The organism is Streptomyces sp. NPDC051133, from assembly GCF_040682635.1.
Taxonomy (GTDB): Bacteria; Actinomycetota; Actinomycetes; order Streptomycetales; family Streptomycetaceae; genus Streptomyces.
In genome coordinates this window covers 47,540-67,671 of record NZ_JBFBBK010000027.1, presented here as the reverse complement: position 1 = coordinate 67,671, position 20,132 = coordinate 47,540, and the positions used below count along the sequence as shown (strand labels likewise).

Genomic DNA, 20,132 nt, shown 5'->3' with positions numbered 1-20,132 from the left:
GGCGGTCAGGAGTGAAGGGGGTTGGCGATGGTGACGTAGACGGACTGGGTGTCGACCGGACCCACGAGTTCGTCCAGGCCGTGCAGCCGGGTCAGCAGGTTGGCCTTGCAGCGCAGGACGGGTGAGTCGAGCAGGCGGCCGGGCAGGGTCGTGCGCAACGGAGCGTCGCCGGAGGTGAGCTGGGTGAGGAACCGGCGGAAGGCCGCGAGGAGGAGTCCCTCGTCGGCAAGTCCCTCGGAGCCGAACGCACCGATCAGGCCCAGCACGTTGTTGACGGCGAAGTAGTAGGTGAAGCGTTCGTCGGTGACCTCGTCGGAGACGAAGGTGTCGCTGCGCTCGCCGATGCCGGGGAGCAGCGCGTCCAGCTCGGCCCGCCGGGACTCGCGGAAGTAGTAGCCCTGGTTGTCGCGGTAGCGGCCGCCGACGGGCCAGCCTTCGCCGTCGAGCAGGAGCAGCGTGTTCTGCTGGTGGGCTTCGAGGGCGATGCCGGCCTCGCTGTCCAGCCACAGCACGGGCCGCACGACCTGCTCCAGGTAGCGCAGGAACCACTCGGCGGCGACGGCTCCGACGGGTCGGCCGGTGCGGACGGCGAGCCGGGCCACGAGCTGGGCCAGCCGGGATCGCATGGGCCATGTCGTGGACTGCGTGTCCGGGCCGCTTCCCGGCCCGGACAGGACGGGCCGGGGTGAGACGAGTCCGGCGACGCAGCCGACGTCGTCGGCCGGGGTGAACGGGTTGTGTCTGATCATCACGTCGAGTCCGGGCACGGGCAGGCCGTCCGGGCCGTCGACGGCCAGCCAGGCCGGGTCGCGGACGATGTCGAAGCCGGGGTGGGCGGCCTGCCACCGCTTGCACAGACCGGTGCGCAGCAGCCGGTGCACCTCGACTCCCCGGTGGAGTTCCTTGCGCAGGTTCTCGCGGCGGGAGTTGGTGATGCGCAGGCCAAGCGACAGCTTGAGCATCGCGGGGGCACCGGTTCGGTGGACGGTCCGCACGGAGGAGGTGGGGTGCCAGGCGGGGCCGAGGGGGCCGAGGTCCCGGAGGAGCCCGGCGTCGAGCAGGGCGGCCACGGGTTCCCGGTGCCGTAGCTCGCGTGCCTGCCACGGGTGCAGCGGCAGGGCGGTGCAGCCGTCGGGCAGGGGGAGTCCGCCTCTGGCGAGGCGTCGGATGAGGTGGCCGGCGGGGACGGTGCGGCCGCGTTCGGTCCAGGCCGAGTCGGTGGCGAGCAGAGAGGGGGCGACAGCCAGCCAGTGCAGGGGGAAGGCGCCGCGCAACTCCGGTGAGTACAGCCGGGCTTCGGACTCGGTCAGGCCTTCGCGGCTCTTGGGGGTCGGGTGCAGGGGGTGTCCGAGGAGGAGGGCCTGCTCGGTACTGAGGAAGAGGTCCGGGGTGTCTGCGGGGTGTGCGCGTCGGTCGCGGATGAAGGTCGCGGTCCGGCGGAGTGAGTCGGCCACCCTGGCCACCAGGTCGGCGCCGTCGCCGCTGCCGTCGCCGGTGGCGGTGGCAGTGGCCGTGGCCGTGGCGGCGGGGTCCGGGGTGTGGGCTGTGCCGTTCAGCGTGCTGCCGGTGCCCCCGGCCGTCTCGCGGGTGAGCAGCGCGGCGAGGGTGACGGCGTCGACGGCAGGAGCGGTGTCCGGGGCGCCGGTGAGGCGCGGTGGTCCGAAGCGGTGCCAGCCCGTCGGGGACCAGTAGCGGACCGGGGTGATCAAGGAGGTGCCGCTGGCGGGAAGCGGGATGCGGAGACTGCCGGTGGTGGGGGCGGCCAGATCGGTCTCGCGTACCCAGCACCGCAGGAGGTTCTCCACGGCGGCGGCCTCGGCGGCGGTGCGCGGATCGGGGTCTTCCAGCAGATCGGGGCCGGGTTCCGTGCGGCGCGTCAGGTCCGCGGTCCGCCGCTTCTGCTGGGGCACCGACTCGGCGAGCGGCACGGGCGCGTTCGGGGTGCCGCTGTCCTCCTGCTCGTCGGGGGTGTCGGAGCGGCCGTCGGGGGTGTCGGAGCGGCCGTCGGGGGCGGGCGTGGCGTTCATGGCGGCTCCTCGGGGGCTGGGGCGGGTGGTGCGCGGGGCGGTCACGGCAACGGCTCGGCCGCCCTGCCCCTCGTGGGCGGCGCCGAGAGGTAGTCGGCCGGTGGGACGGGCCGGTCGGGCGGCGTTCGCCGGCCGCTTCGGTGGGTGCGGGTGGGCGTGAGGTGAAGGTGCGGGTCGTCTGCGGAGGCCGCTGGACGGACTGGATGTTCGTGTGGAAAAAAAGCGTGCGTGTGACGGGCATCGGTCGTGGTGCCGTGGCTGGTGCCGGGCTCGGGGCCTGGGTGGCGGGCGGCCGTCGTCAGCCCGCGCACTGGGCGGGGCCGTGGTGTCGGCGGGGCTGTGGGCCGTGCTCCTCATGGTGGCGGGCCACCGCGGCCAGCGCGTCGGCCAGGCGGTCGAGCACGGCCGCCGCCTGTTCGTCGCTGATCGTGAGGGGAGGGAGCAGCCGGACGACGGCGGAGTGTCGGCCGCCGAGTTCGACGATCAGCCCGCGCTGGAGACATTCCCGCTGCACGGCTGCGGCGAGTTCCGGGGCGGCGGGGCGTGGGGAGTGCGTGGGGTCCGGGCCGGTCGGCGTGAGGGCGCGTTCGCCGGTGGCGGGTGCCTCGGCGGACGTGGCTCCGTCGGCCTCCGGTTCCACCAGCTCGACCCCGATCATCAGCCCACGGCCCCGCACCTCCCCCACGCACGCGAACTGCCGGGTGTGCTCCCTGAGCTGGGCGAGCATGCGGGCGCCGAGGTCGGAGGCTCGTCCGGCGAGGGCGTTCTCGCGGACGTACGCGAGGGTGGCGGTGCCCGCGGCCATGGCGAGCTGGTTGCCGCGGAAGGTGCCCGCGTGGGCGCCGGGTTGCCAGACGTCGAGGTCGTCGCGGTAGACGATCACGGCGAGCGGAAGGCTTCCCCCGATCGCTTTGGACAGGACCATCACGTCGGGGGTGATGCCGCTGTGGTCGACGGCCCAGAAGGCGCCGGTCCGGCCGACTCCGGTCTGGATCTCGTCGGCGATCAGCGGGACGGACCGGTCCGCCGTGAGCTGCCGCATGCGGCGCAGCCAGTCGTCCGGTGCGGGGATCACCCCGCCCTCGCCCTGGACGGGTTCGAGGATCATCCCTGCGGGCAACGGCACGCCCGACTTGGGGTCGTCGAGGAGGGACTCGGTCCAGCGGGCCGCGAGTTCGGCGCCGCGCGGGCCGCCGACGCCGAAGGGACAGCGGTAGTCCTGGGGATAGGGCAGCCGGGCGACCTGGATGTCGCGGGCGCCGCCGGACGCGGCCAGGGCACCGGCGGTCATGCCGTGGTAGGCGCCGGTGAAGGCGAGGATGCCGGTGCGCCCGGTCGCGGCCCGGACCAGTTTGAGGGCGGCCTCCACGGCGTCGGTGCCGGCCGGTCCGCAGAACTGGACGCGGGCCCGGTCGGCGAGGCCGGGCGGCAGGGTGCGGAACAGCTCGGTGATGAACGCGTCCTTGACGGGGGTCGCGAGGTCGAGGACGGAGAGGGGGGCGCCCGAGTCGAGGACGCCGCGGATGGCTTCCAGCACGACGGGGTGGTTGTGGCCCAGGGCGAGGGTGCCGGCGCCGGAGAGGCAGTCCAGGTAGCGGCGGCCGTCGGCGCCCTCGATGGTGAGGCCGCGCGCCCGGACGGGCACGATGGGCAGGGCCCGGGCGTAGGTGCGCGCCGAGGACTCGCGCGCCGACTGGCGTCTGAGGATCCCCTCGTGCACGGCGCGTGCTTCCCCGTGCGTGCCCTCAGCCACCGACTCCGTTACGGCCACGGCTCGCTGTCCTCCCCCGTTGTTCACAGGCATGTCGATCCGCGGGGACCGGACACAGACAGCAGGCCCCCCACCCTTACAACCGCCGACCGCCCGGCGGGTTACGGGTCCCCGCAAGATCATTGCCGGAGGGGGGTCCCCGGCCGCTCCAGGACCGCCTTGTACGGGCCCGCCTCGGGCGGTGGAGCGGGTACGGAGACCGGCAGAACCGTCCGTGCCGCCCTCGGCCGTCCGGCCGGCACGGTCGAAACCGCCTCAGACGTGAGCGGACGTCAACTCGGGTCAGAGCTGCCACGATTGACCAGGTCAGGCCGCTTGTAGCCGAACCGTTGCCGTACCGTCGGAACTCCCCCACAGCGACCGCATAGTCTGTACAGCCGTTCCCAGACGGTCGTGAGAGCGGCATGAACTCCCCACGAGTTCACCGCCGGTGGCACGGCCGAAGCGCCTAGTTCCTTCACAGCAGGGGGAGTCAAGAGCATGCGATCCATACGGCCGTCGTTCACCGTTCGGCGAGGGAGGGGCACCCGCCGCACCTCCTCCGCGCTGGCGACGGTCGCCCTCGTCTCGGCGCTGGCGATGACCGCCACCGCCTGCAACGGCGACGGTGACGACCACGCCGACGGCACGCCGACCGCCACCGCGACCGCGGGCGGCTCCGATGACGGAAAGATCAGGATCCCGGACGACCTCAGGAAGAGGCTCAAGGAGCACGGGATCGACATCGACAAGTGGAAGAACGGCGCCTGGAAGAACTGGAACAAGCAGGACTGGCTGCGCGAGGCCAACGACTTCATCAACCCGATCATCAAGGGCCTGTGGGACCCGGACCGGATGCGTCACGCCAACGACCCGACCAAGGGCGTCGACGACAACGACATCTCCGGTGACCAGGGCGTGACGGACCCGATCCCGCAGCCGGTGAAGGCACAGTCGGTCGCGGCGCCGTACCACACCAACGCGGCGGCCTCGGGCAAGGTGTTCTTCGACTCCCCCGAGGGCCACATGGTCTGCTCGGGCACGGTGGTGGAGGACCCCGCGCACCCGGGCAAGTCCAACCTCGTCTGGACGGCCGGGCACTGTGTGCACGCCGGCAAGGAGGGCGGCTGGTACCGCAACATGGCGTTCGTGCCGTCGTACAACAACGCCGGCAAATCGGCCGACCAGCTGCAGAACGCCAGCCGGTCCGAGATCGCGCCGTACGGCGTGTGGTGGGCCGATGCGGCGCAGACCTCCCAGCAGTGGATCGACCAGGGCGGTGAGACCGGCGGCCACGGCGCCCCGTACGACTTCGCGGTGATCCATGTGACCCCGGAGCAGGGCAGCGGCGGCAAGTCGCTGGAGGAGACGGTCGGCGGGGCGCTGCCGGTGAACTTCAACGCCCCGGCGGTCCCGAAGGTCGCCGGCATCACGGCGTCCGGTTACCCGGAGGCGGCTCCGTTCGACGGTCAGCTGCTGTACCAGTGCAAGGACAAGCCGGGCCGGCTCTCGATCGAGCAGTCGGAACCGACGATGTACCGGATCGGCTGCACGATGACCGCCGGTTCCTCCGGCGGCGGCTGGGTGGAGACCGGTGCGGACGGCAAGCCGGCGCTGGTGTCGAACACCTCCATCGGCCCGGTGAGTTCGGGCTGGCTGGCCGGTCCCAGGCTGGGTGACGTGGCCAAGGGTGTGTACCAGTCGGTGAGCAAGAAGTTCGCCGGGCAGTAGGGGCGTGAACGCGGAAAGGCCCGCCCCCTCGGTGGGAGGCGGGCCTTTCGTACAGCCGTGGATCAGACCGCCGGGACCGGTGTGTACGGCGCCAGGTCGGCCGCCAGCTCCTCGTGCACCCGGACCTTGAGCAGGGTGCCCTCCGCGGTGTGCTCCTCGGAGATCACCTCGCCCTCGGTGTGGGCGCGGGCGACGAGCTTGCCGTGGGTGTACGGCACGAGCGCCTCGATCTCGACCGAGGGACGGGGCAGCTCGTCGTCGATCAGGGCGAGCAGCGCGTCGATGTTCCGGCCGGTGCGGGCCGAGACGGCGATCGAGCGCTTCTCGACCCTGAGCAGCCGCTGCAGGACCAGCGGGTCGGCCGCGTCCGCCTTGTTGATCACGACGATCTCGGGCACGTCGGTGGCGCCGACGTCCCGGATCACCTCGCGCACGGCGGCGAGCTGCTCCTCCGGGGCGGGGTGCGAGCCGTCCACCACGTGCAGGATCAGGTCGGAGTCGCCGACCTCCTCCATGGTGGAGCGGAACGCCTCGACCAGGTGGTGCGGCAGGTGGCGTACAAAGCCGACGGTGTCCGCCAGCGTGTACAGCCGGCCGCTCGGGGTCTCCGCCCGGCGGACGGTCGGGTCCAGGGTCGCGAACAGGGCGTTCTCGACCAGGACGCCGGCGCCCGTGAGGCGGTTGAGCAGGGAGGACTTTCCGGCGTTGGTGTAGCCCGCGATGGCGACGGACGGCACCTTGTTGCGCCGGCGCTCCTGGCGCTTGATCTCGCGGCCGGTCTTCATCTCCGCGATCTCCCGGCGCATCTTCGCCATCTTCTCGCGGATCCGTCGCCGGTCCGTCTCGATCTTGGTCTCACCGGGGCCACGCGTGGCGAGGCCGCCGCGACCGCCACCCATCTGCCGGGACAGCGACTGACCCCAGCCTCGCAGCCTGGGCAGCATGTACTGCATCTGCGCCAGCGCGACCTGCGCCTTGCCCTCCCGGGACTTGGCGTGCTGGGCGAAGATGTCGAGGATCAGGGCCGTACGGTCGATGACCTTGACCTTGACGACGTCTTCGAGCTGGATCAGCTGGCCGGGGCTCAGCTCACCGTCGCAGATGACCGTGTCCGCGCCCGTCTCGAGCACGACGTCCCGCAGCTCGGCGGCCTTGCCGGAGCCGATGTAGGTGGCCGCGTCGGGCTTGTCGCGGCGCTGGATGACGCCGTCGAGCACGATCGCGCCCGCGGTCTCGGCGAGGGCGGCCAGCTCCGCGAGGGAGTTGTCGGCGTCCTGCGCGGTGCCGGTGGTCCACACACCGACGAGCACGACCCGCTCCAGGCGGAGCTGGCGGTACTCGACCTCGGTGACATCCTCCAGCTCGGTGGAGAGGCCCACGACACGGCGCAGAGCGGCGCGCTCGGAACGGTCGAACTGTTCGCCGTCACGCTCGCCGTCGATCTCGTAGCTCCAGGCGACGTCCTCTTCCATCAGGGCATCGGCCCGAAGGCCCTCGGGATAGGCGTGCGCGAGGCGCTTGGCGTCCTGGGAAGGGGAAGAAGAGGAGGTCATTGGATCCTTACGTCGATGGAATGCCGTGACGGCGCCGGGACGGCGGTCACCGGGACCGCTCGCCCTTTTCAACGCACGAGTACCCCGGGAGATTCCCGTGTCCCGTGCCGTGCCGACCCGAAAATGGTCGCACGGGTCGGCACGCCCCGTCACCGTCTTATTCGTGGGCCGGGGCCTTGGCCGGCTGAGTGCTCTTCCAGTCCGGGTGGCCCGGCATCGGCGGGGTCTTCTCGCCGTACAGCCAGCCCTGGAAGAAGCCGGTCAGGTCACGGCCGGACACCATGGAGGCCAGCTGGACGAAGTCGGCGGTGGTGGCGGTGGAGTCCCGGTGGTCGCGGACCCAGATCCGCTCCAGCCGCTCGAAGGCGGGGCGGCCGATCTCCTGCCGGAGGGCGTAGAGGATGAGCGCGGCACCGTCGTAGATGTTGGGCCGGAAGATGCCGATCTTCTGGCCGGGCGCGGGAGGCTTGGGCCGGGCGGGCGGCCCGCCGGCCTCGCGCCAGCGGTCGGAGGCGCCGTAGGCGGCCTTCATCCGGTCGTCCATGGGCCGGTGCGCCTTCTCCTCGGCGTACAGCTCCTCGTACCAGGTGGCGTGCCCCTCGTTCAGCCAGACGTCGGACCAGGTGCGGGGGCTGACGCTGTCGCCGAACCACTGGTGGGACAGCTCGTGCACCATGACCGACTCGATGTACCACTTGGGGTAGGCGGGGTCGGTGAACAGGTTCTTCTCGAACAGCGAGAGGGTCTGTGTCTCCAGTTCGAAGCCGGTGGAGGCCTGGGCCATGAGCACGCCGTAGTTCTCGAACGGGAACCGGCCGACCTTGCTCTCCATCCAGGCGATCTGGCCGGGCGTCTTCGCGAGCCAGGGTTCGAGGGTCTTGCGGTCGCCGCTCGGCACGACGTCACGCATCGGCAGCCCGTCCGGTCCCTCGCGGTGCACCACGGTGGAGCGGCCGATGGACACCTGGGCGAGTTCGGTGGCCATGGGGTGCCGCGTGCGATAGGTCCAGGTGGTGGTGCGTCCGGTCCGGTCCGCTCCGGTGGGCAGGCCGTTGGCGACGGCGGTGTAGCCGTTCGGGGCGGTGACGTGGAAGGTGAACATCGCCTTGTCGGACGGGTGGTCGTTGCACGGAAAGACCAGGTGGGCGGCGTCGGCCTGGTTGGCCATGGCGAGGCCGTCGGAGGTCCGCACCCAGCCGCCGTCCGCGTCCTTGCCGGCGACGGGGTCGCTGGTGTGCCGCACGGTGATCCTGGTCCAGCTGCCTTCCCGGAGGGGGTGGGCCGGGGTGACGACCAGGTCCTCGCCGGCGTCGGCGAAACCGGCGGGACGGCCGTCGACCTCGACGGACTTCACGGTGCCGTGCGCGAAGTCGAGGTTGATGCGGTCCAGGTCCGCGGTGGTCCAGGCGGCGATGGTGGTGACGGCCTGCAACGGCTTGTCATTGGTGCCGGCGTACGTGAAGGACAGGTCGTACGACGCCACGTCGTAGCCGGGGTTGCCCAGGTGGGGGTAGAGCCGGTCGCCGACGCCCAGGGGCTCGGGCGGGGCCGCTGCGGCGAGGAGACAGACGGAGACGGCGGAGGCGAGCAGGGCCGCCTTCCGATGCCGGGAGATCCCGGACTTGAGCCGGGGGCGCGGGGTGAGCAGCATGGACCACCGCTACCAGTGCGCGCCCGCGCTGCGACGGCGACGCGCGCCCGGCCCACTCGAACGGGTTGGCCCGAGGAGGCCGTCTTCAGGAGGCCGGTGCCTGGTGCTGGGACCGGCTCACGTCGTACACGCCGGGCACGTCCCGCATGGCGCGCATCAGGGCCGGCAGGTGGGCCGCGTCGGGGAGCTGAAGGGTGTAGGTGTGCCGGACCCGCTGCTGGCTGGGCGGCTCGACGGTGGCGGAGACGATGTCGCCTCCTGCCGAGGCGATCGCCTCGGTGAGGTCGGCGAGCAGATGCGGGCGGCCGAACGATTCAGCGACCAGCGTGACCCGGCACCCGGTGGTCTCCCCCCAGCTGACGCCGATCTCCGCGCGCCCCCGGCTCTTCATGTGCGCCACCGCGGCGCACTCCGCCCGGTGCACGGTCACCACTCCCCCGCGGACCGCGAAGCCGGTGATCTCGTCCGGTGGTACGGGCGTGCAGCACCCGGCGAGCCGTACGGCGGCCCCGGGCCGGTCGACGAGCACCTCGGCGCCCCGGGGGCGCCGGGCGGAGGCGGCGGGGCGTGTGGGAGAGGCGCTCTCACCGGTCGCGCTCACCGCGGATCCCGTGGGCGTCGTGCCCGTGGCGGGTGCGGAGCGGGGGCCGCCGTCCTCGGCGAGGTCGCGGCGGGGGTCGCTCGCCGCGTCGGTGTCGGTGCCGCCGCCGGGGTGGGTGGCGAGCCACCGCTGGATGGCGATGCGGGCGGCCGGGGTGTGGGCGTGCTCCAGCCATTCCCGGGAGGGCTCGGAGGCGGGGTCCTGGCCCATGAGGAGCTGGACGGTGTCGCCGTCCTTCAGGACGGTGCTGAGGGTTGCCAGGCGGCCGTTGACCCGGGCGCCGATGCAGGCGTGCGCGTCCTCTCCGTACTGCGCGTAGGCGGCGTCCACACAGGTGGCGCCCTCGGGCAGGCCCAGGGTGCCGCCGTCGGGGCGGAAGACGGTGATCTCGCGGTCCTGGGCGAGGTCCTCACGGAGGGTGGACCAGAACGTGTCGGGGTCCGGGGCGGCCTCCTGCCAGTCGAGCAGGCGCGAGAGCCAGCCGGGGCGGGTGGGGTCGGCTCGCTCGCCGTCGGCGAGGGCGTCGGAGGCGGGGGCGTCGGAGGCGGGGGCGTAGGGGTTGCCCAGCGCGACGACGCCGGCCTCGGCGACCTTGTGCATCTGGTGGGTGCGGATGAGGACCTCGACGACCTGGCCGTCCGCCCGGGCGACGGCGGTGTGCAGCGACTGGTACAGGTTGAACTTCGGTACGGCGATGAAGTCCTTGAACTCCGAGACGACCGGCGTCATGCACGTGTGCAGTTCGCCGAGCACGCCGTAACAGTCCGCGTCCTCCGCCACCAGCACCAGCAGGCGGCCGAAGTCGGTGCCGCGCAGCTGTCCGCGTTTGCGGGCCACGCGGTGGACGGAGACGAAGTGCCGCGGCCGGATGAGGACTTCGGCCTGGATTCCGGCCTCGCGCAGCACGCCGCGCACCTCGTCGGCCACTTCGGCGAGCGGATCGCCGGAGCGGGCGGCGTTCGCGGCGATGAGTTCTCTGGTGTGGTCGTACTCCTCGGGGTGGAGGATGGCGAAGACCAGGTCCTCCAGTTCGGTCTTCAATGCCTGCACGCCGAGGCGCTCGGCGAGCGGGATGAGGACGTCGCGGGTGACCTTGGCGATCCGCGCCTGTTTCTCCGGGCGCATCACGCCGAGGGTGCGCATGTTGTGCAGGCGGTCGGCGAGTTTGATCGACATCACGCGCACGTCGCTGCCGGTGGCGACGAGCATCTTGCGGAAGGTCTCCGGCTCGGCGGCGGCTCCGTAGTCGACCTTCTCCAGTTTCGTGACGCCGTCGACCAGATAACGGACCTCCTCCCCGAACTGTTCCCGCACCTGCTCCAGCGTCACATCGGTGTCCTCGACCGTGTCGTGGAGCAGTGAGGCCGTCAAGGTGGTGGTCTCCGCGCCGAGTTCGGCGAGGATGAGGGTCACCGCGAGCGGGTGGGTGATGTACGGCTCGCCGCTCTTGCGCATCTGGCCGCGGTGCGAGGACTCCGCGAGCACGTAGGCGCGGCGCAGGGGGTCGATGTCCGCGTCGGGGTGGTGGGCGCGGTGCGCCTCGACGACGTGACCGATGGCGTCGGGCAGTCTGCCGCGGCCGGCGGGGCCGAGCAGCGCGGCCCGGCCCAGGCGGCGCAGATCGAGCCGGGGGCGGGACTTCCGGCGGACCGTCACCGGCAGCGCGGCCGCAGCGGATGCCGCGGGCGCCACCGGGCCGGGCGTCGCAGGGTTCGTGGCCTCCGCACTCATGGGCACCTCCGGCTCGTGGACCGGCGGACGGGGCCCCAGGGCGTACGCGGCTCAGGGATGGCGACGTTCCCCCGTCCGTGCCGGTGCTTGATGCTATCGAGCCCACCACGTGCGGTAGACCGCCTCTCGCCGAGCGTGAAACGGATCACCCATTCGAGCGACGGGAAAGAGGTTTAGCGTTTGCGCCACGTGCGCTGCGCTCGGCCGGGGTTTCGAACGGCCCCGGTGGCGCGTCACCGCTGATCCGGACGCCCGCAGCCGTCGCCCGAGCGCCTGCGCCGACTCAGCCGACGGCGTTTTCCAGCCATGCGCCGTCGATCTCGCCCTCGGCGACGATCACGGCGGGTCCGGTCATCTGGATCTCGCCGTCGGGCCGTTCGGTGATGACCAGGCGTCCGCCGGGCACGTCGACGGTGTACGTCACCGGGGTGCCCGTCACGGCCGGTTCGGCGCCGTCACGGCGGGCGGCGGCCACGGCGACCGCGCACGTGCCCGTCCCGCACGAGCGGGTCTCGCCGGCGCCGCGCTCGTGCACCCGCATGGCCACGTGGCGGGGGCCGCGGTCGACCACGAACTCCACGTTGACCCCGTCCGGGTAGGCGTCCGCCGGGCTGACCGGGGGCGGGGCGTACAGGTCGCCCGCGTGCGCGAGGTCGTCGACGAAGGCGACCGCGTGCGGATTGCCCATGTTCACGTTGCGCGCGGGCCAGCTGCGCTCGCCGACCCGCACCGTGACGTCACCCTCCGGGAGGCGGGCGCGGCCCATGCCGACGGTGATGTCTCCGTCCTTGGCGATGTGGACGGTCCGCACGCCCGCGCGCGTGGCGACGGCGAGGTCGCCCTCGGCCACATGCCCGGCGTGCTGGAGGTAGCGCGCGAACACACGGACGCCGTTGCCGCACATCTCGGCGATCGAGCCGTCGCCGTTGCGGTAGTCCATGAACCACTCGGCCTCGGCGGCCATCTCCCGGGCCTCCGGATGGGCCGCGGACCGCACCACGTGCAGCACCCCGTCGCCACCGATGCCCGCCCGGCGGTCGCACAGGGCGGCGACGGCGGCCGGGGGCAGTTCGAGGGCGTTGTCGGGGTCCGGGAGGATCACGAAGTCGTTCTCCGTGCCGTGACCCTTGAGGAAGGCGATCCGCGTGCTCATTCCTCGATCGTACGGGAGCGCTCCGCCGGGGAGCCGGTGGGCCGTGGGCGGCGAGCGGTGGGTGCTTCAGAGGAGTCTTGGGTGCTTCAGCGGAGTCGTGCGACGCGCCAGACGGCGAGAATCACCACTACGGCCACCAGCAGCATGTACCCGAGCACCACCCGCCAGTCCACCCGGCGGCCGGAACCGCGCGGGGGCAGCCCCGGCCAGGTGTGTCCCACCCGGCGGGCGGCCATCATGCCCCAGCCCGCGGCGCAGGAGCAGATCAGCAGGCCGAGCATGGCGATCACGGCGCCGCTGTCGCCGAAGTCGAAGGCGAGCGGGAACGCGAACATCAGGGACCCGACGGCGGAGAGCCCGACGATGGGCGCGAGCTGCCAGATCCGCAGGCGGCGCTGCGGGCGCAGCTCGACCTCGACCTCCGGTCCGTCCGGGTACATCTCCTCGGGCGCCGGACCGTCGGCGGTCACGCCGCTGGGGATCTCGTCGGGGCCGTCGTCGGTCAGACGGACCTCGCCGAGCCGGGCCTCGCCGAGGTGGGCCTCATCGAGACGGTCTTCGGCCGGACGGTCGCCGGTGAGGCGGTCGTCGCCCCGGCCCGGGTCGTCACTGTCGGTGGTGACGTGCTCGGTACTCTGTGCGGTGTCGCGAGGGCCGGCCTCCATCGCCACGCGCCCTCCCAACTAGGCTCCACTTGGTCGATCGAAGCTCGATGATGGCACGGCCCCGGAGGCCCGGATGACCGGCGGCGCATCCCGATGCCATCACGTGATCAGGCTGTGACCGGTCGTTCGACCAACGTCAGGGCCTGGTGCGGAAGTTCCCCGCGGTCCGCCGCGGCCCCGCTCAGCCAGTGCACCCGGGGATCGCGCCGGAACCACGAATCCTGGCGGCGCGCGAAGCGCTTGGTGGCGCGCACGGTCTCCGCGCGGGCCTCCGTTTCGGTGCACCCCCCGGCGAGCGCCGCGAGCACCTGCTGGTAGCCCAGCGCGCGCGACGCCGTACGCCCCTCGCGCAGGCCCTGCGCCTCCAGCGCGCGCACCTCGTCCACGAGGCCCGCCTCCCACATCCGGTCGACGCGCCGCGCGATGCGGTCGTCCAGTTCCGGACGAGCCACGTCGACACCGATCTGAACGGTGTCGTAGACGGAGTCGTGGCCCGGGAGGTTGGCGGTGAAGGGCTGGCCGGTGATCTCGATGACTTCCAGGGCCCGGACGATACGGCGGCCGTTGCTGGGCAGGATGGCGCGGGCGGCCTCGGGGTCGGCGGCGGCCAGCCGGGCGTGCAGCGCGCCCGAGCCGCGCAGCGCCAGCTCCTCCTCCAGACGCGCCCGGACCTCGGGGTCGGTGCCGGGGAACTCCAGGTTGTCGACGGCTCCGCGGACGTAGAGGCCGGAGCCGCCGACCAGGATGGGCCAGCGGCCCTCGGCGAGCAGGGCGTCGATCCGGGCGCGGGCCAGCTTCTGGTACTCGGCGACCGAGGCGGTGACCGTCACGTCCCAGATGTCCAGCAGGTGGTGCGGGACGCCGGCGCGCTCCTCCGGCGTCAGCTTGGCGGTGCCGATGTCCATCCCTCTGTACAGCTGCATGGAGTCCGCGTTGACGACCTCCCCGCCGAGCTGCTGGGCCAGGAAAACACCCAGATCGGACTTACCGGCCGCGGTGGGTCCGACGACGGCGATGACGCGGGGGGCGGGGAGTGCGCTGCTCACCGCACCAGTCTCGCAAACCTCAGGGCGAGGTCTCGAACGAGTTACGTGACGGTGCGCATCCCTGGTCGTTGCCCGTGGCGAGATACCGCCCCCGGTTCGCCGGAGGCGGTGACCCGGGCGGCGCAACCGTACGCACCGGGTGACGCGGGAATTCGCCCGCACGAGTACCGTATGGAGTGGATATGGGCGTGTTTGCACGACTCCTCGGCAGGTCGAAGGCGACTCAGGAGGCGTCGGCCGCCGAGGCTCAGGCCGGCACGGAGCCGGCCGGGGCCGAGGCGGAGGCAGCGGAGTCGGCGAAGGCAGCGGAGTCGGCGGAGGAAGCCGGGGCGGCGGAGGCGAAGGCATCGGCCGGCGACGGGCGTGAGAACGGGCACGAGGACGTGCCGGCCCGGTCGGACGCCGGTGCGGACGAGGCCTCCGAGGGCACCGGTATCCCGAAGCAGCAGTCCGCCGGGGAGGCCGCCGACAGCGAGGCCGGCGAGGGCGCCCGCAGGTAAGTGTCCCGCGAGGGAAGGTGGACCATGGGTCTGTTGGACAACATGAAGGCCAAGCTCGGCCCGGCCAGGGACAAGGTGTCGGACCTCGCGCGGCAGCACGGGGACAAGGTCCAGCACAGCATCGACAAGGCCGCGAAGGCCGTCGACGATCGGACCAAGCACAAGTACAGCGACAAAATCCATGCGGGTACGGGCAAGGCCAAGGAGGCGATGGACCGCCTTGCGCACAAGGAGGGTCCGCAGACGGCCACCGACCCGACGACCCCGACACGGCCGGAGGGTCCACCGCCTGCGTCATGAGGCTCTCGGGACTCGCCAGGCTCTCGGCGGGATGATCGGCGGACGGTCGCGGAGCCGAACGGCTCCCGGCCGTCCGCCGTTTTGTGGACGTACGCCGTTCCGCGCGCCCGCCGCTACGACCAGGTGGCCACCAGGTACCCCACGCCGTACGGCGCGTCCTCGTACAGCAGGGCGCCGCTCAGGCCCGCGTCCTCCGCGGCCCCGGCCAGGACCTGCCAGGGGGCCCGGCCCGCGGCCTTCAGCTCGACCGCCAGCTCCGCGTCCAGGGCCTTCACGGCCGCCACGTCCGCCGCTCCCAGCGCACGCGCGACCTCCGCGTCGAAGGGTGCCGCCCGCTCGTCCAGATACCCCGGCGCCTTGACCGACCGGCACGCGCTGGCGTCTCCCAGCACCAGCAGTGCCACCCGTTCCGCCCGGGCGCCGATCTCCCGTCCAGTCTGGATACACCGCTCGGGCGCGAGCGGTTCGCCCACACCGAGCCCCTCGATCGGGGCATCCGCCCAGCCGGTGCGCTCCAGCAGCCAGGCGCCGACGGCCAGCGAGGCCGGCAGCTCGCGCTCGGCGGCGCGATCGGGGGCGTGATCGGGGGCCTGATCGGGGGCCTGATCGGTGCCCAGCGCGGCCCCCAGACGTACGGCCAGGTCCACACCGAATCCGCGAAAGCTGCCCGCCGTCCCCTGCGCGAACGGCCCGCCCCCGCTCTGTTCGGCGGGTCCGACGACCACCAGCAGGTCCGGGCGCGCGGCGGCGAGCACGCCGAGCGCGTCCACGCAGGCCGCGCGAGCGGCGTCCAGTTCGGGCGCGGCGCCGGCGGCGACCTCGGGCACGAGCAGCGGAGGGCAAGGACAGACTGCGGCGGCGACAAGCATGATCGGCAGGGTAACGCCGTACGCGCGGGAGACGGCACTCCGGGGCGAAAGGAGGCAGCGCTCCGGGCGACTGGACACGGCGCTCCGTGGCGGCCGGACACGGCACTTCGTGGCGGCCGGACGCGGCGCTCCGTGGCGGCCGGACGCGGCGCTCCGTGGCGGCCGGACCGAACGTTCCCGGGCCACCGGGCCCAGCCCTTCCGGGGGGGGCGACCTCACTCCATCGGCGCGGCGGGCGGTTCCTCACCGCCGCGCCCTTGGCCCCTTTGCGCTCCGGCCCGTCCTCGGCCCCGCTGCGCTCCGGTCAGTCGCAGCCGCAGCCGGTGCCCGTGGCGACCGGCAGCGGAGCCGGTACCCCGATCTTCGGCAGGCCCAGCATGACACCCGCCGGCTTGGCGGCCTCGGCGGCGTTGCGCTTCTCCCAGGCGTCACCCGCGCGCGTGCGCCGCACGTCGAGGACCGGGCCCTCCGCGAGAAGGTGGTGCGGGGCGGCGTACGTCACCTCGACGGTGACCACGTCACCGGGGCGCACCTCCTGCTCCGGCTTGGTGAAGTGGACCAGCCGGTTGTCGTGAGCGCGACCGGACAGGCGATGGGTGGCGCCGTCCTTGCGGCCCTCGCCCTCGGCGACCATCAGCTCCAGGGTGCGGCCGACCTGCTTCTTGTTCTCCTCCCAGGAGATCTCCTCCTGAAGGGCGACGAGCCGCTCGTAGCGCGCCTGGACGACCTCCTTGGGGATCTGGTCGTCCATGGTCGCGGCCGGGGTGCCGGGGCGCTTGGAGTACTGGAAGGTGAAGGCCTGCGCGAACCGGGCCTCGCGGACGACGTGCAGGGTCTGCTCGAAGTCCTCCTCGGTCTCGCCCGGGAAGCCCACGATGATGTCGGTGGTGATCGCCGCGTGCGGGATGGCGGCGCGCACCTTCTCGATGATGCCGAGGTACCGCTCCTGCCGGTACGAGCGGCGCATCGCCTTCAGGACCGTGTCCGAGCCGGACTGCAGCGGCATGTGCAGCTGCGGCATGACGTTCGGGGTCTCGGCCATGGCGGCGATGACGTCGTCGGTGAAGTCGCGCGGGTGCGGGGAGGTGAAGCGGACCCGCTCCAGGCCCTCGATGGTGCCGCAGGCCCGCAGCAGCTTGCTGAACGCCTCGCGGTCGCCGATGTCGGAGCCGTAGGCGTTGACGTTCTGCCCGAGCAGCGTGATCTCGGAGACGCCCTCGGCGACCAGCGCCTCGACCTCGGCCAGGATGTCGCCGGGGCGGCGGTCCTTCTCCTTGCCGCGCAGGGCCGGGACGATGCAGAAGGTGCAGGTGTTGTTGCAGCCGACGGAGATCGACACCCAGGCCGCGTAGGCGCTCTCGCGCCGGGTCGGCAGGGTGGAGGGGAACGCCTCCAGCGACTCGGCGATCTCGACCTGCGCCTCCTCCTGCACGCGCGCGCGTTCCAGCAGGACCGGCAGCTTGCCGATGTTGTGCGTGCCGAAGACGACGTCCACCCAGGGCGCCTTCTTCACGATGGTGTCGCGGTCCTTCTGCGCGAGGCAGCCGCCGACCGCGATCTGCATCCCGGGCCGCGACGCCTTCCTGGGCGCGAGCCGGCCGAGGTTGCCGTACAGGCGGTTGTCGGCGTTCTCCCGGACCGCGCAGGTGTTGAACACGACCACGTCCGCGTCCCCGTCCGCGCCCTCGGGGGCCCGCACGTACCCGGCGTCCTCGAGCAGTCCGGCCAAGCGCTCGGAATCGTGGACGTTCATCTGGCACCCGTAGGTGCGGATCTCGTAGCTCTTGGGTGCGTGAACGTCCACTGCCGGGCTCCGGTCGCTGCTGCTGGTCATGCCTCAAGGGTAGGCGGTCCCCGGGAGGCCTCCGTCCGGGCTGCCGACGGGGGGCGCACGCCCGGTACGCCAGGGCCGGGCCCCGGGAACGGCGGGCAGGTGAGCCGGGCGGCCCCCCGAAAACCCGGTGGAGGTTGCACGCCCCCGCCCCTATGGTCGCGAGATGAGTACCCGCACCTTCCGGATCACCGTCCGCGGCGTCTTCGACGGCCTCACCGACGAACAGCGCGCCGCGCTGCTGGCCGACGCCGCCCAGCACGACGTGCTGCGCGCCGCTTTCACCCCCGAGGGCACCCTCACCTACGACATCGCCGCCCGGCCGGCCTTCGTCTTCCGCTTCGCCGCCACCGGGGAGGAAGAGGAGGACATCCTGGAGGCCACCGAGCAGGCCGAGGAGACGGCGAAGGCATGGCTCGGCGAGCGTGGCTACGGCTTCAAGAACCTCCGCTCCACCGCCGAGGACCTCGCCCAGGCGCCGCTCGGCAAGCGGCAGCGGCGCGCCGCCCGCGCGAACGGCTTCTGACCTCGCCCATAAACTTGAGCAGTCAAGGAGATGGCAATGAACATGGCGGGGAACGGCGTGACGAGGAACGGCGCGCCGAGGAAGGCGAGGAAGGGGGACGGCCGGACATGAGCGAGCCCCTGGACGCTGCCCTGCGGCTGATGCGGGCCCAGGCCGCGCTCGTACGGCGGTTCGACGCCCGGCTGAGCGGTCTGCACGGGGTCAGCCTCGCCGACTTCACCCTGCTGCTGCGGCTGAGCCGGGCTCCCGGCGGGCGGATGCGCCGGGTCGACCTCGCGGAGGCATTGGGACTGACGGCCTCCGGGGTCACCCGGGGGCTGGCCCCGCTGGAGCGGATCGGGCTGGTGAGCCGCGAACCGGATGCCCGGGACGCGCGCGTGGCCTACGCGTCGCTGACCGGTACGGGCCGGGAGCGGCTGCGGGAGATGCTGGCGACGGCGGAGGAGACCGCGGCGGACCTCTTCGCGGCGCCGGGCTGGAACACGCAGGACATCGCACTGCTCGCGGGCCTGCTCAGCCGCCTCGGCGGCACCGGTCTGCTGTGAGCACCCGGTTTCCGGTCACCGACACCACGGCCTGAACTCGCCGTGGTTCAGGTCACGTTGAGTTGTGGCCGGAATGTGAGGGGCCTATGAGCATGTGCGTGGCATGCTCATGGCCCGTCACCGAGTTACCGCCCGGTTCTACCCCTGAGTAGCCCGAGCGTCGGTACCTCTCTGCCACCCCCCACCTTTTCCAGGACCTACCTTGCGCAGACGCACGAGGCACAGGCGTAGCCTGCTGCCCGCCTTCGCCGTGACCACCCTCTTCCTGGCCGCGGCCTGCTCCGCGCCCGCGCCGCACGCCGAACAGCCCGCGGCTGCCGAGCAGTTGCGGGCCACACCCTCTCCCTCCGACGGCACGCGGCACTCGCTCACCGTCGCCGCCGCTCCCGCCGCGACCGCGACCGCCACGGCGGGCCCGACCGGTTCCGCACGGCGGGCGCACCGGACCACGCTCGCCGTCAGCTCGTACGACGGCCACACCCGACGGGCCGTCATCACCGACCGGCCTCCTCACCGGCCCGGTCAGGCGAACTCGCCCACCCCTTCCGCGCCCTCCCCCACCTCCGCCCCCTCGCATCAGGCCACCGTGGGCGACGTGATCGCCAGCGCGCCCGCGCCGGGGGCGCCGCACGGACTGCTCGCCAAGGTCACCAAGGTGCTCGGTGAGACGGACCACGGCACCGAGGTGCAGACGGAACCGGCCACCCTCAACGCGTTGTTGGGCGACGACACGGCGAGGGGAGGCGTTCCGGTCGACCCCTCGTCCTTCGCCGTCGACAAGCTGTTGCCCGATGTGAAGGTGTCCTGGTCGAAGGCCGGTGACGTGCACATCGGCCCCCAGGGCGCGAAGGTTCCGCTCGGCAGCCTGAGGCTCGACGTGCGCGCCCAGGTGCCGACGGCAGCGGAAGCTCCGGCCTCGGCGACCGCTTCCGTGGACGGGTTCGTCCAGGTCGCTCCTCAGGTCGACTTCGCGTACGGCGGCACGGGAACCGACGCGGCGCCCGGATCGGCTTACCTCGGTGTGTCCGGCCGATGGACCTCCGGCTGGGCGGTCAGGGGCCGGGCCGCGGCGGCCACCGGTACGCCGCTGCGGATCCCGTTCGCCAAGCTGCACGCCGACCCCGTCCTGCAGGTCGGCCCCGTCCCCGTCGTCGTCAACCTCGACCTGACCTGCTACGTCCAGATCAGTGGCGACGGGAAGGTCACCGTCGACGTCGAGCAGAGCCTCAAGGGCGGCTTCACCGCGGGCGGTACCTTCGCCCCGGCCAAGGGCTGGACGCCGGTCAGCTCCTCGGACCTGTCGAGCACGCCCGTGCACGCCTCCGTCACCAGCGCCGGGAACGTGAAGACGGCACTCGGCGCCGAGGCCTCGGTGGGCCTCTACGGCACCGTGGGCGTCACGGCCGACCTGGCCCCCTATCTGCGCGGCGAGGCCACCGCCTCCGCCGAGAGCGGCGGGGCCGCCCCCCAGGCCGACTGGGCGGTGTACGGCGGGCTCGACCTCTCCGGCACCCTGCGCTTCCAGCTGTCCGTCTTCGGCACCCCGATCATCCGGCGGGACGTGCCCCTGGGCACCCTGCATCGCGAGTGGAAGCTGGCGGGCGGCACTCTGCCGGGACAGGGGGCACGAGGGAGTCGGTAGACCGGGCGCGG

At 72.6% G+C, this 20,132-nt stretch carries 16 protein-coding genes; 6 read left to right on the top strand and 10 right to left on the bottom strand.

Going from position 1 to position 20,132, the window contains the following annotated elements:
• Positions 1-5: 5 nt before the first annotated feature.
• Both AB0N17_RS26490 and AB0N17_RS26485 read right to left on the bottom strand, forming a co-directional pair.
• Entirely contained in the window at positions 6-2,027 is a 2,022-nt protein-coding gene (locus tag AB0N17_RS26490; protein WP_366013990.1) for an IucA/IucC family protein, read from the bottom strand.
• A gap of 298 nt (positions 2,028-2,325) precedes the next feature.
• Positions 2,326-3,798 carry a diaminobutyrate--2-oxoglutarate transaminase family protein gene (locus AB0N17_RS26485; RefSeq protein ID WP_366013988.1) on the bottom strand — a complete coding sequence of 491 codons (1,473 nt, stop codon included), beginning with the start codon at positions 3,796-3,798 and terminating at the stop codon, positions 2,326-2,328.
• A 480-nt stretch (positions 3,799-4,278) separates the two neighbouring features.
• Here AB0N17_RS26485 and AB0N17_RS26480 point away from each other — a divergent pair, with 480 nt between their 5' ends.
• Complete coding sequence (locus AB0N17_RS26480; protein WP_366013987.1) at positions 4,279-5,508, top strand: hypothetical protein; 1,230 nt, start codon at positions 4,279-4,281, stop codon at positions 5,506-5,508.
• Between the two features lie 62 nt (positions 5,509-5,570).
• Here the strand turns inward: AB0N17_RS26480 and hflX are convergent, their stop codons facing one another.
• The 6 genes from hflX to miaA form a co-directional block, all read right to left on the bottom strand.
• Complete coding sequence (gene hflX, locus AB0N17_RS26475; RefSeq protein WP_366013986.1) at positions 5,571-7,061, bottom strand: GTPase HflX; 1,491 nt, start codon at positions 7,059-7,061, stop codon at positions 5,571-5,573.
• A gap of 157 nt (positions 7,062-7,218) precedes the next feature.
• Positions 7,219-8,712, bottom strand: a complete 1,494-nt coding sequence (locus AB0N17_RS26470) for a M1 family metallopeptidase (RefSeq protein ID WP_366013985.1) — start codon at positions 8,710-8,712, stop codon at positions 7,219-7,221.
• A gap of 85 nt (positions 8,713-8,797) precedes the next feature.
• The gene (locus tag AB0N17_RS26465; RefSeq protein ID WP_366013984.1) at positions 8,798-11,044 is read right to left on the bottom strand and encodes an HD domain-containing protein; all 2,247 of its coding nucleotides are present in this window, start codon (positions 11,042-11,044) and stop codon (positions 8,798-8,800) included.
• Positions 11,045-11,327: 283 nt separating this feature from the next.
• Positions 11,328-12,197, bottom strand: coding sequence for a diaminopimelate epimerase (dapF, locus tag AB0N17_RS26460; RefSeq protein ID WP_366013983.1), 870 nt, complete (start codon positions 12,195-12,197; stop codon positions 11,328-11,330).
• A gap of 86 nt (positions 12,198-12,283) precedes the next feature.
• The gene (locus AB0N17_RS26455; protein ID WP_366014047.1) at positions 12,284-12,862 is read right to left on the bottom strand and encodes a hypothetical protein; all 579 of its coding nucleotides are present in this window, start codon (positions 12,860-12,862) and stop codon (positions 12,284-12,286) included.
• A gap of 107 nt (positions 12,863-12,969) precedes the next feature.
• Entirely contained in the window at positions 12,970-13,908 is a 939-nt protein-coding gene (gene miaA / locus AB0N17_RS26450) for a tRNA (adenosine(37)-N6)-dimethylallyltransferase MiaA (RefSeq protein ID WP_366013982.1), read from the bottom strand.
• A 182-nt stretch (positions 13,909-14,090) separates the two neighbouring features.
• On the opposite strand from miaA, the gene AB0N17_RS26445 reads away from it, so the two are divergent.
• Together AB0N17_RS26445 and AB0N17_RS26440 are read left to right on the top strand one after the other, a co-directional pair.
• Positions 14,091-14,408, top strand: a complete 318-nt coding sequence (locus AB0N17_RS26445) for a hypothetical protein (RefSeq protein ID WP_366013981.1) — start codon at positions 14,091-14,093, stop codon at positions 14,406-14,408.
• Between the two features lie 24 nt (positions 14,409-14,432).
• Positions 14,433-14,708: an antitoxin gene (locus tag AB0N17_RS26440; protein WP_366013980.1), complete on the top strand. Its 276-nt coding sequence runs from the start codon at positions 14,433-14,435 to the stop codon at positions 14,706-14,708.
• Positions 14,709-14,821: 113 nt separating this feature from the next.
• Here AB0N17_RS26440 and AB0N17_RS26435 read toward each other — a convergent pair whose 3' ends face one another.
• Both AB0N17_RS26435 and miaB read right to left on the bottom strand, forming a co-directional pair.
• Positions 14,822-15,577 (bottom strand): class III extradiol dioxygenase subunit B-like domain-containing protein, encoded by a 756-nt coding sequence (locus tag AB0N17_RS26435; protein ID WP_366013979.1) that lies wholly within the window; start codon positions 15,575-15,577, stop codon positions 14,822-14,824.
• Between the two features lie 304 nt (positions 15,578-15,881).
• Positions 15,882-17,411, bottom strand: a complete 1,530-nt coding sequence (gene miaB, locus AB0N17_RS26430) for a tRNA (N6-isopentenyl adenosine(37)-C2)-methylthiotransferase MiaB (protein ID WP_366013978.1) — start codon at positions 17,409-17,411, stop codon at positions 15,882-15,884.
• A 163-nt stretch (positions 17,412-17,574) separates the two neighbouring features.
• On the opposite strand from miaB, the gene AB0N17_RS26425 reads away from it, so the two are divergent.
• The 3 genes from AB0N17_RS26425 (at position 17,575) to AB0N17_RS26415 (ending at position 20,121) form a co-directional block, all read left to right on the top strand.
• On the top strand, positions 17,575-17,934 hold the full coding sequence (locus AB0N17_RS26425) for a DUF6204 family protein (RefSeq protein WP_366013977.1): 360 nt from the start codon (positions 17,575-17,577) through the stop codon (positions 17,932-17,934).
• Positions 17,935-18,041: 107 nt separating this feature from the next.
• Positions 18,042-18,479: a MarR family transcriptional regulator gene (locus AB0N17_RS26420; protein WP_366013976.1), complete on the top strand. Its 438-nt coding sequence runs from the start codon at positions 18,042-18,044 to the stop codon at positions 18,477-18,479.
• 202 nt (positions 18,480-18,681) lie between these two features.
• Positions 18,682-20,121, top strand: a complete 1,440-nt coding sequence (locus AB0N17_RS26415) for a hypothetical protein (RefSeq protein WP_366013975.1) — start codon at positions 18,682-18,684, stop codon at positions 20,119-20,121.
• Positions 20,122-20,132 lie beyond the last annotated feature (11 nt).

Bases quoted from the DNA above. Each gene is read 5' to 3' on its own strand.
- AB0N17_RS26490 (WP_366013990.1), bottom strand. From the start codon at position 2,027: ATGAACGCCACGCCCGCCCCCGACGGCCGCTCCGACACCCCCGACGGC.
- AB0N17_RS26480 (WP_366013987.1), top strand. From the start codon at position 4,279: ATGCGATCCATACGGCCGTCGTTCACCGTTCGGCGAGGGAGGGGCACC.
- hflX (WP_366013986.1), bottom strand. From the start codon at position 7,061: ATGACCTCCTCTTCTTCCCCTTCCCAGGACGCCAAGCGCCTCGCGCAC.
- AB0N17_RS26470 (WP_366013985.1), bottom strand. From the start codon at position 8,712: ATGCTGCTCACCCCGCGCCCCCGGCTCAAGTCCGGGATCTCCCGGCAT.
- AB0N17_RS26465 (WP_366013984.1), bottom strand. From the start codon at position 11,044: ATGAGTGCGGAGGCCACGAACCCTGCGACGCCCGGCCCGGTGGCGCCC.
- dapF (WP_366013983.1), bottom strand. From the start codon at position 12,197: ATGAGCACGCGGATCGCCTTCCTCAAGGGTCACGGCACGGAGAACGAC.
- AB0N17_RS26455 (WP_366014047.1), bottom strand. From the start codon at position 12,862: ATGGAGGCCGGCCCTCGCGACACCGCACAGAGTACCGAGCACGTCACC.
- AB0N17_RS26445 (WP_366013981.1), top strand. From the start codon at position 14,091: ATGGGCGTGTTTGCACGACTCCTCGGCAGGTCGAAGGCGACTCAGGAG.
- AB0N17_RS26440 (WP_366013980.1), top strand. From the start codon at position 14,433: ATGGGTCTGTTGGACAACATGAAGGCCAAGCTCGGCCCGGCCAGGGAC.
- AB0N17_RS26435 (WP_366013979.1), bottom strand. From the start codon at position 15,577: ATGCTTGTCGCCGCCGCAGTCTGTCCTTGCCCTCCGCTGCTCGTGCCC.
- miaB (WP_366013978.1), bottom strand. From the start codon at position 17,411: ATGACCAGCAGCAGCGACCGGAGCCCGGCAGTGGACGTTCACGCACCC.
- AB0N17_RS26425 (WP_366013977.1), top strand. From the start codon at position 17,575: ATGAGTACCCGCACCTTCCGGATCACCGTCCGCGGCGTCTTCGACGGC.
- AB0N17_RS26420 (WP_366013976.1), top strand. From the start codon at position 18,042: ATGAGCGAGCCCCTGGACGCTGCCCTGCGGCTGATGCGGGCCCAGGCC.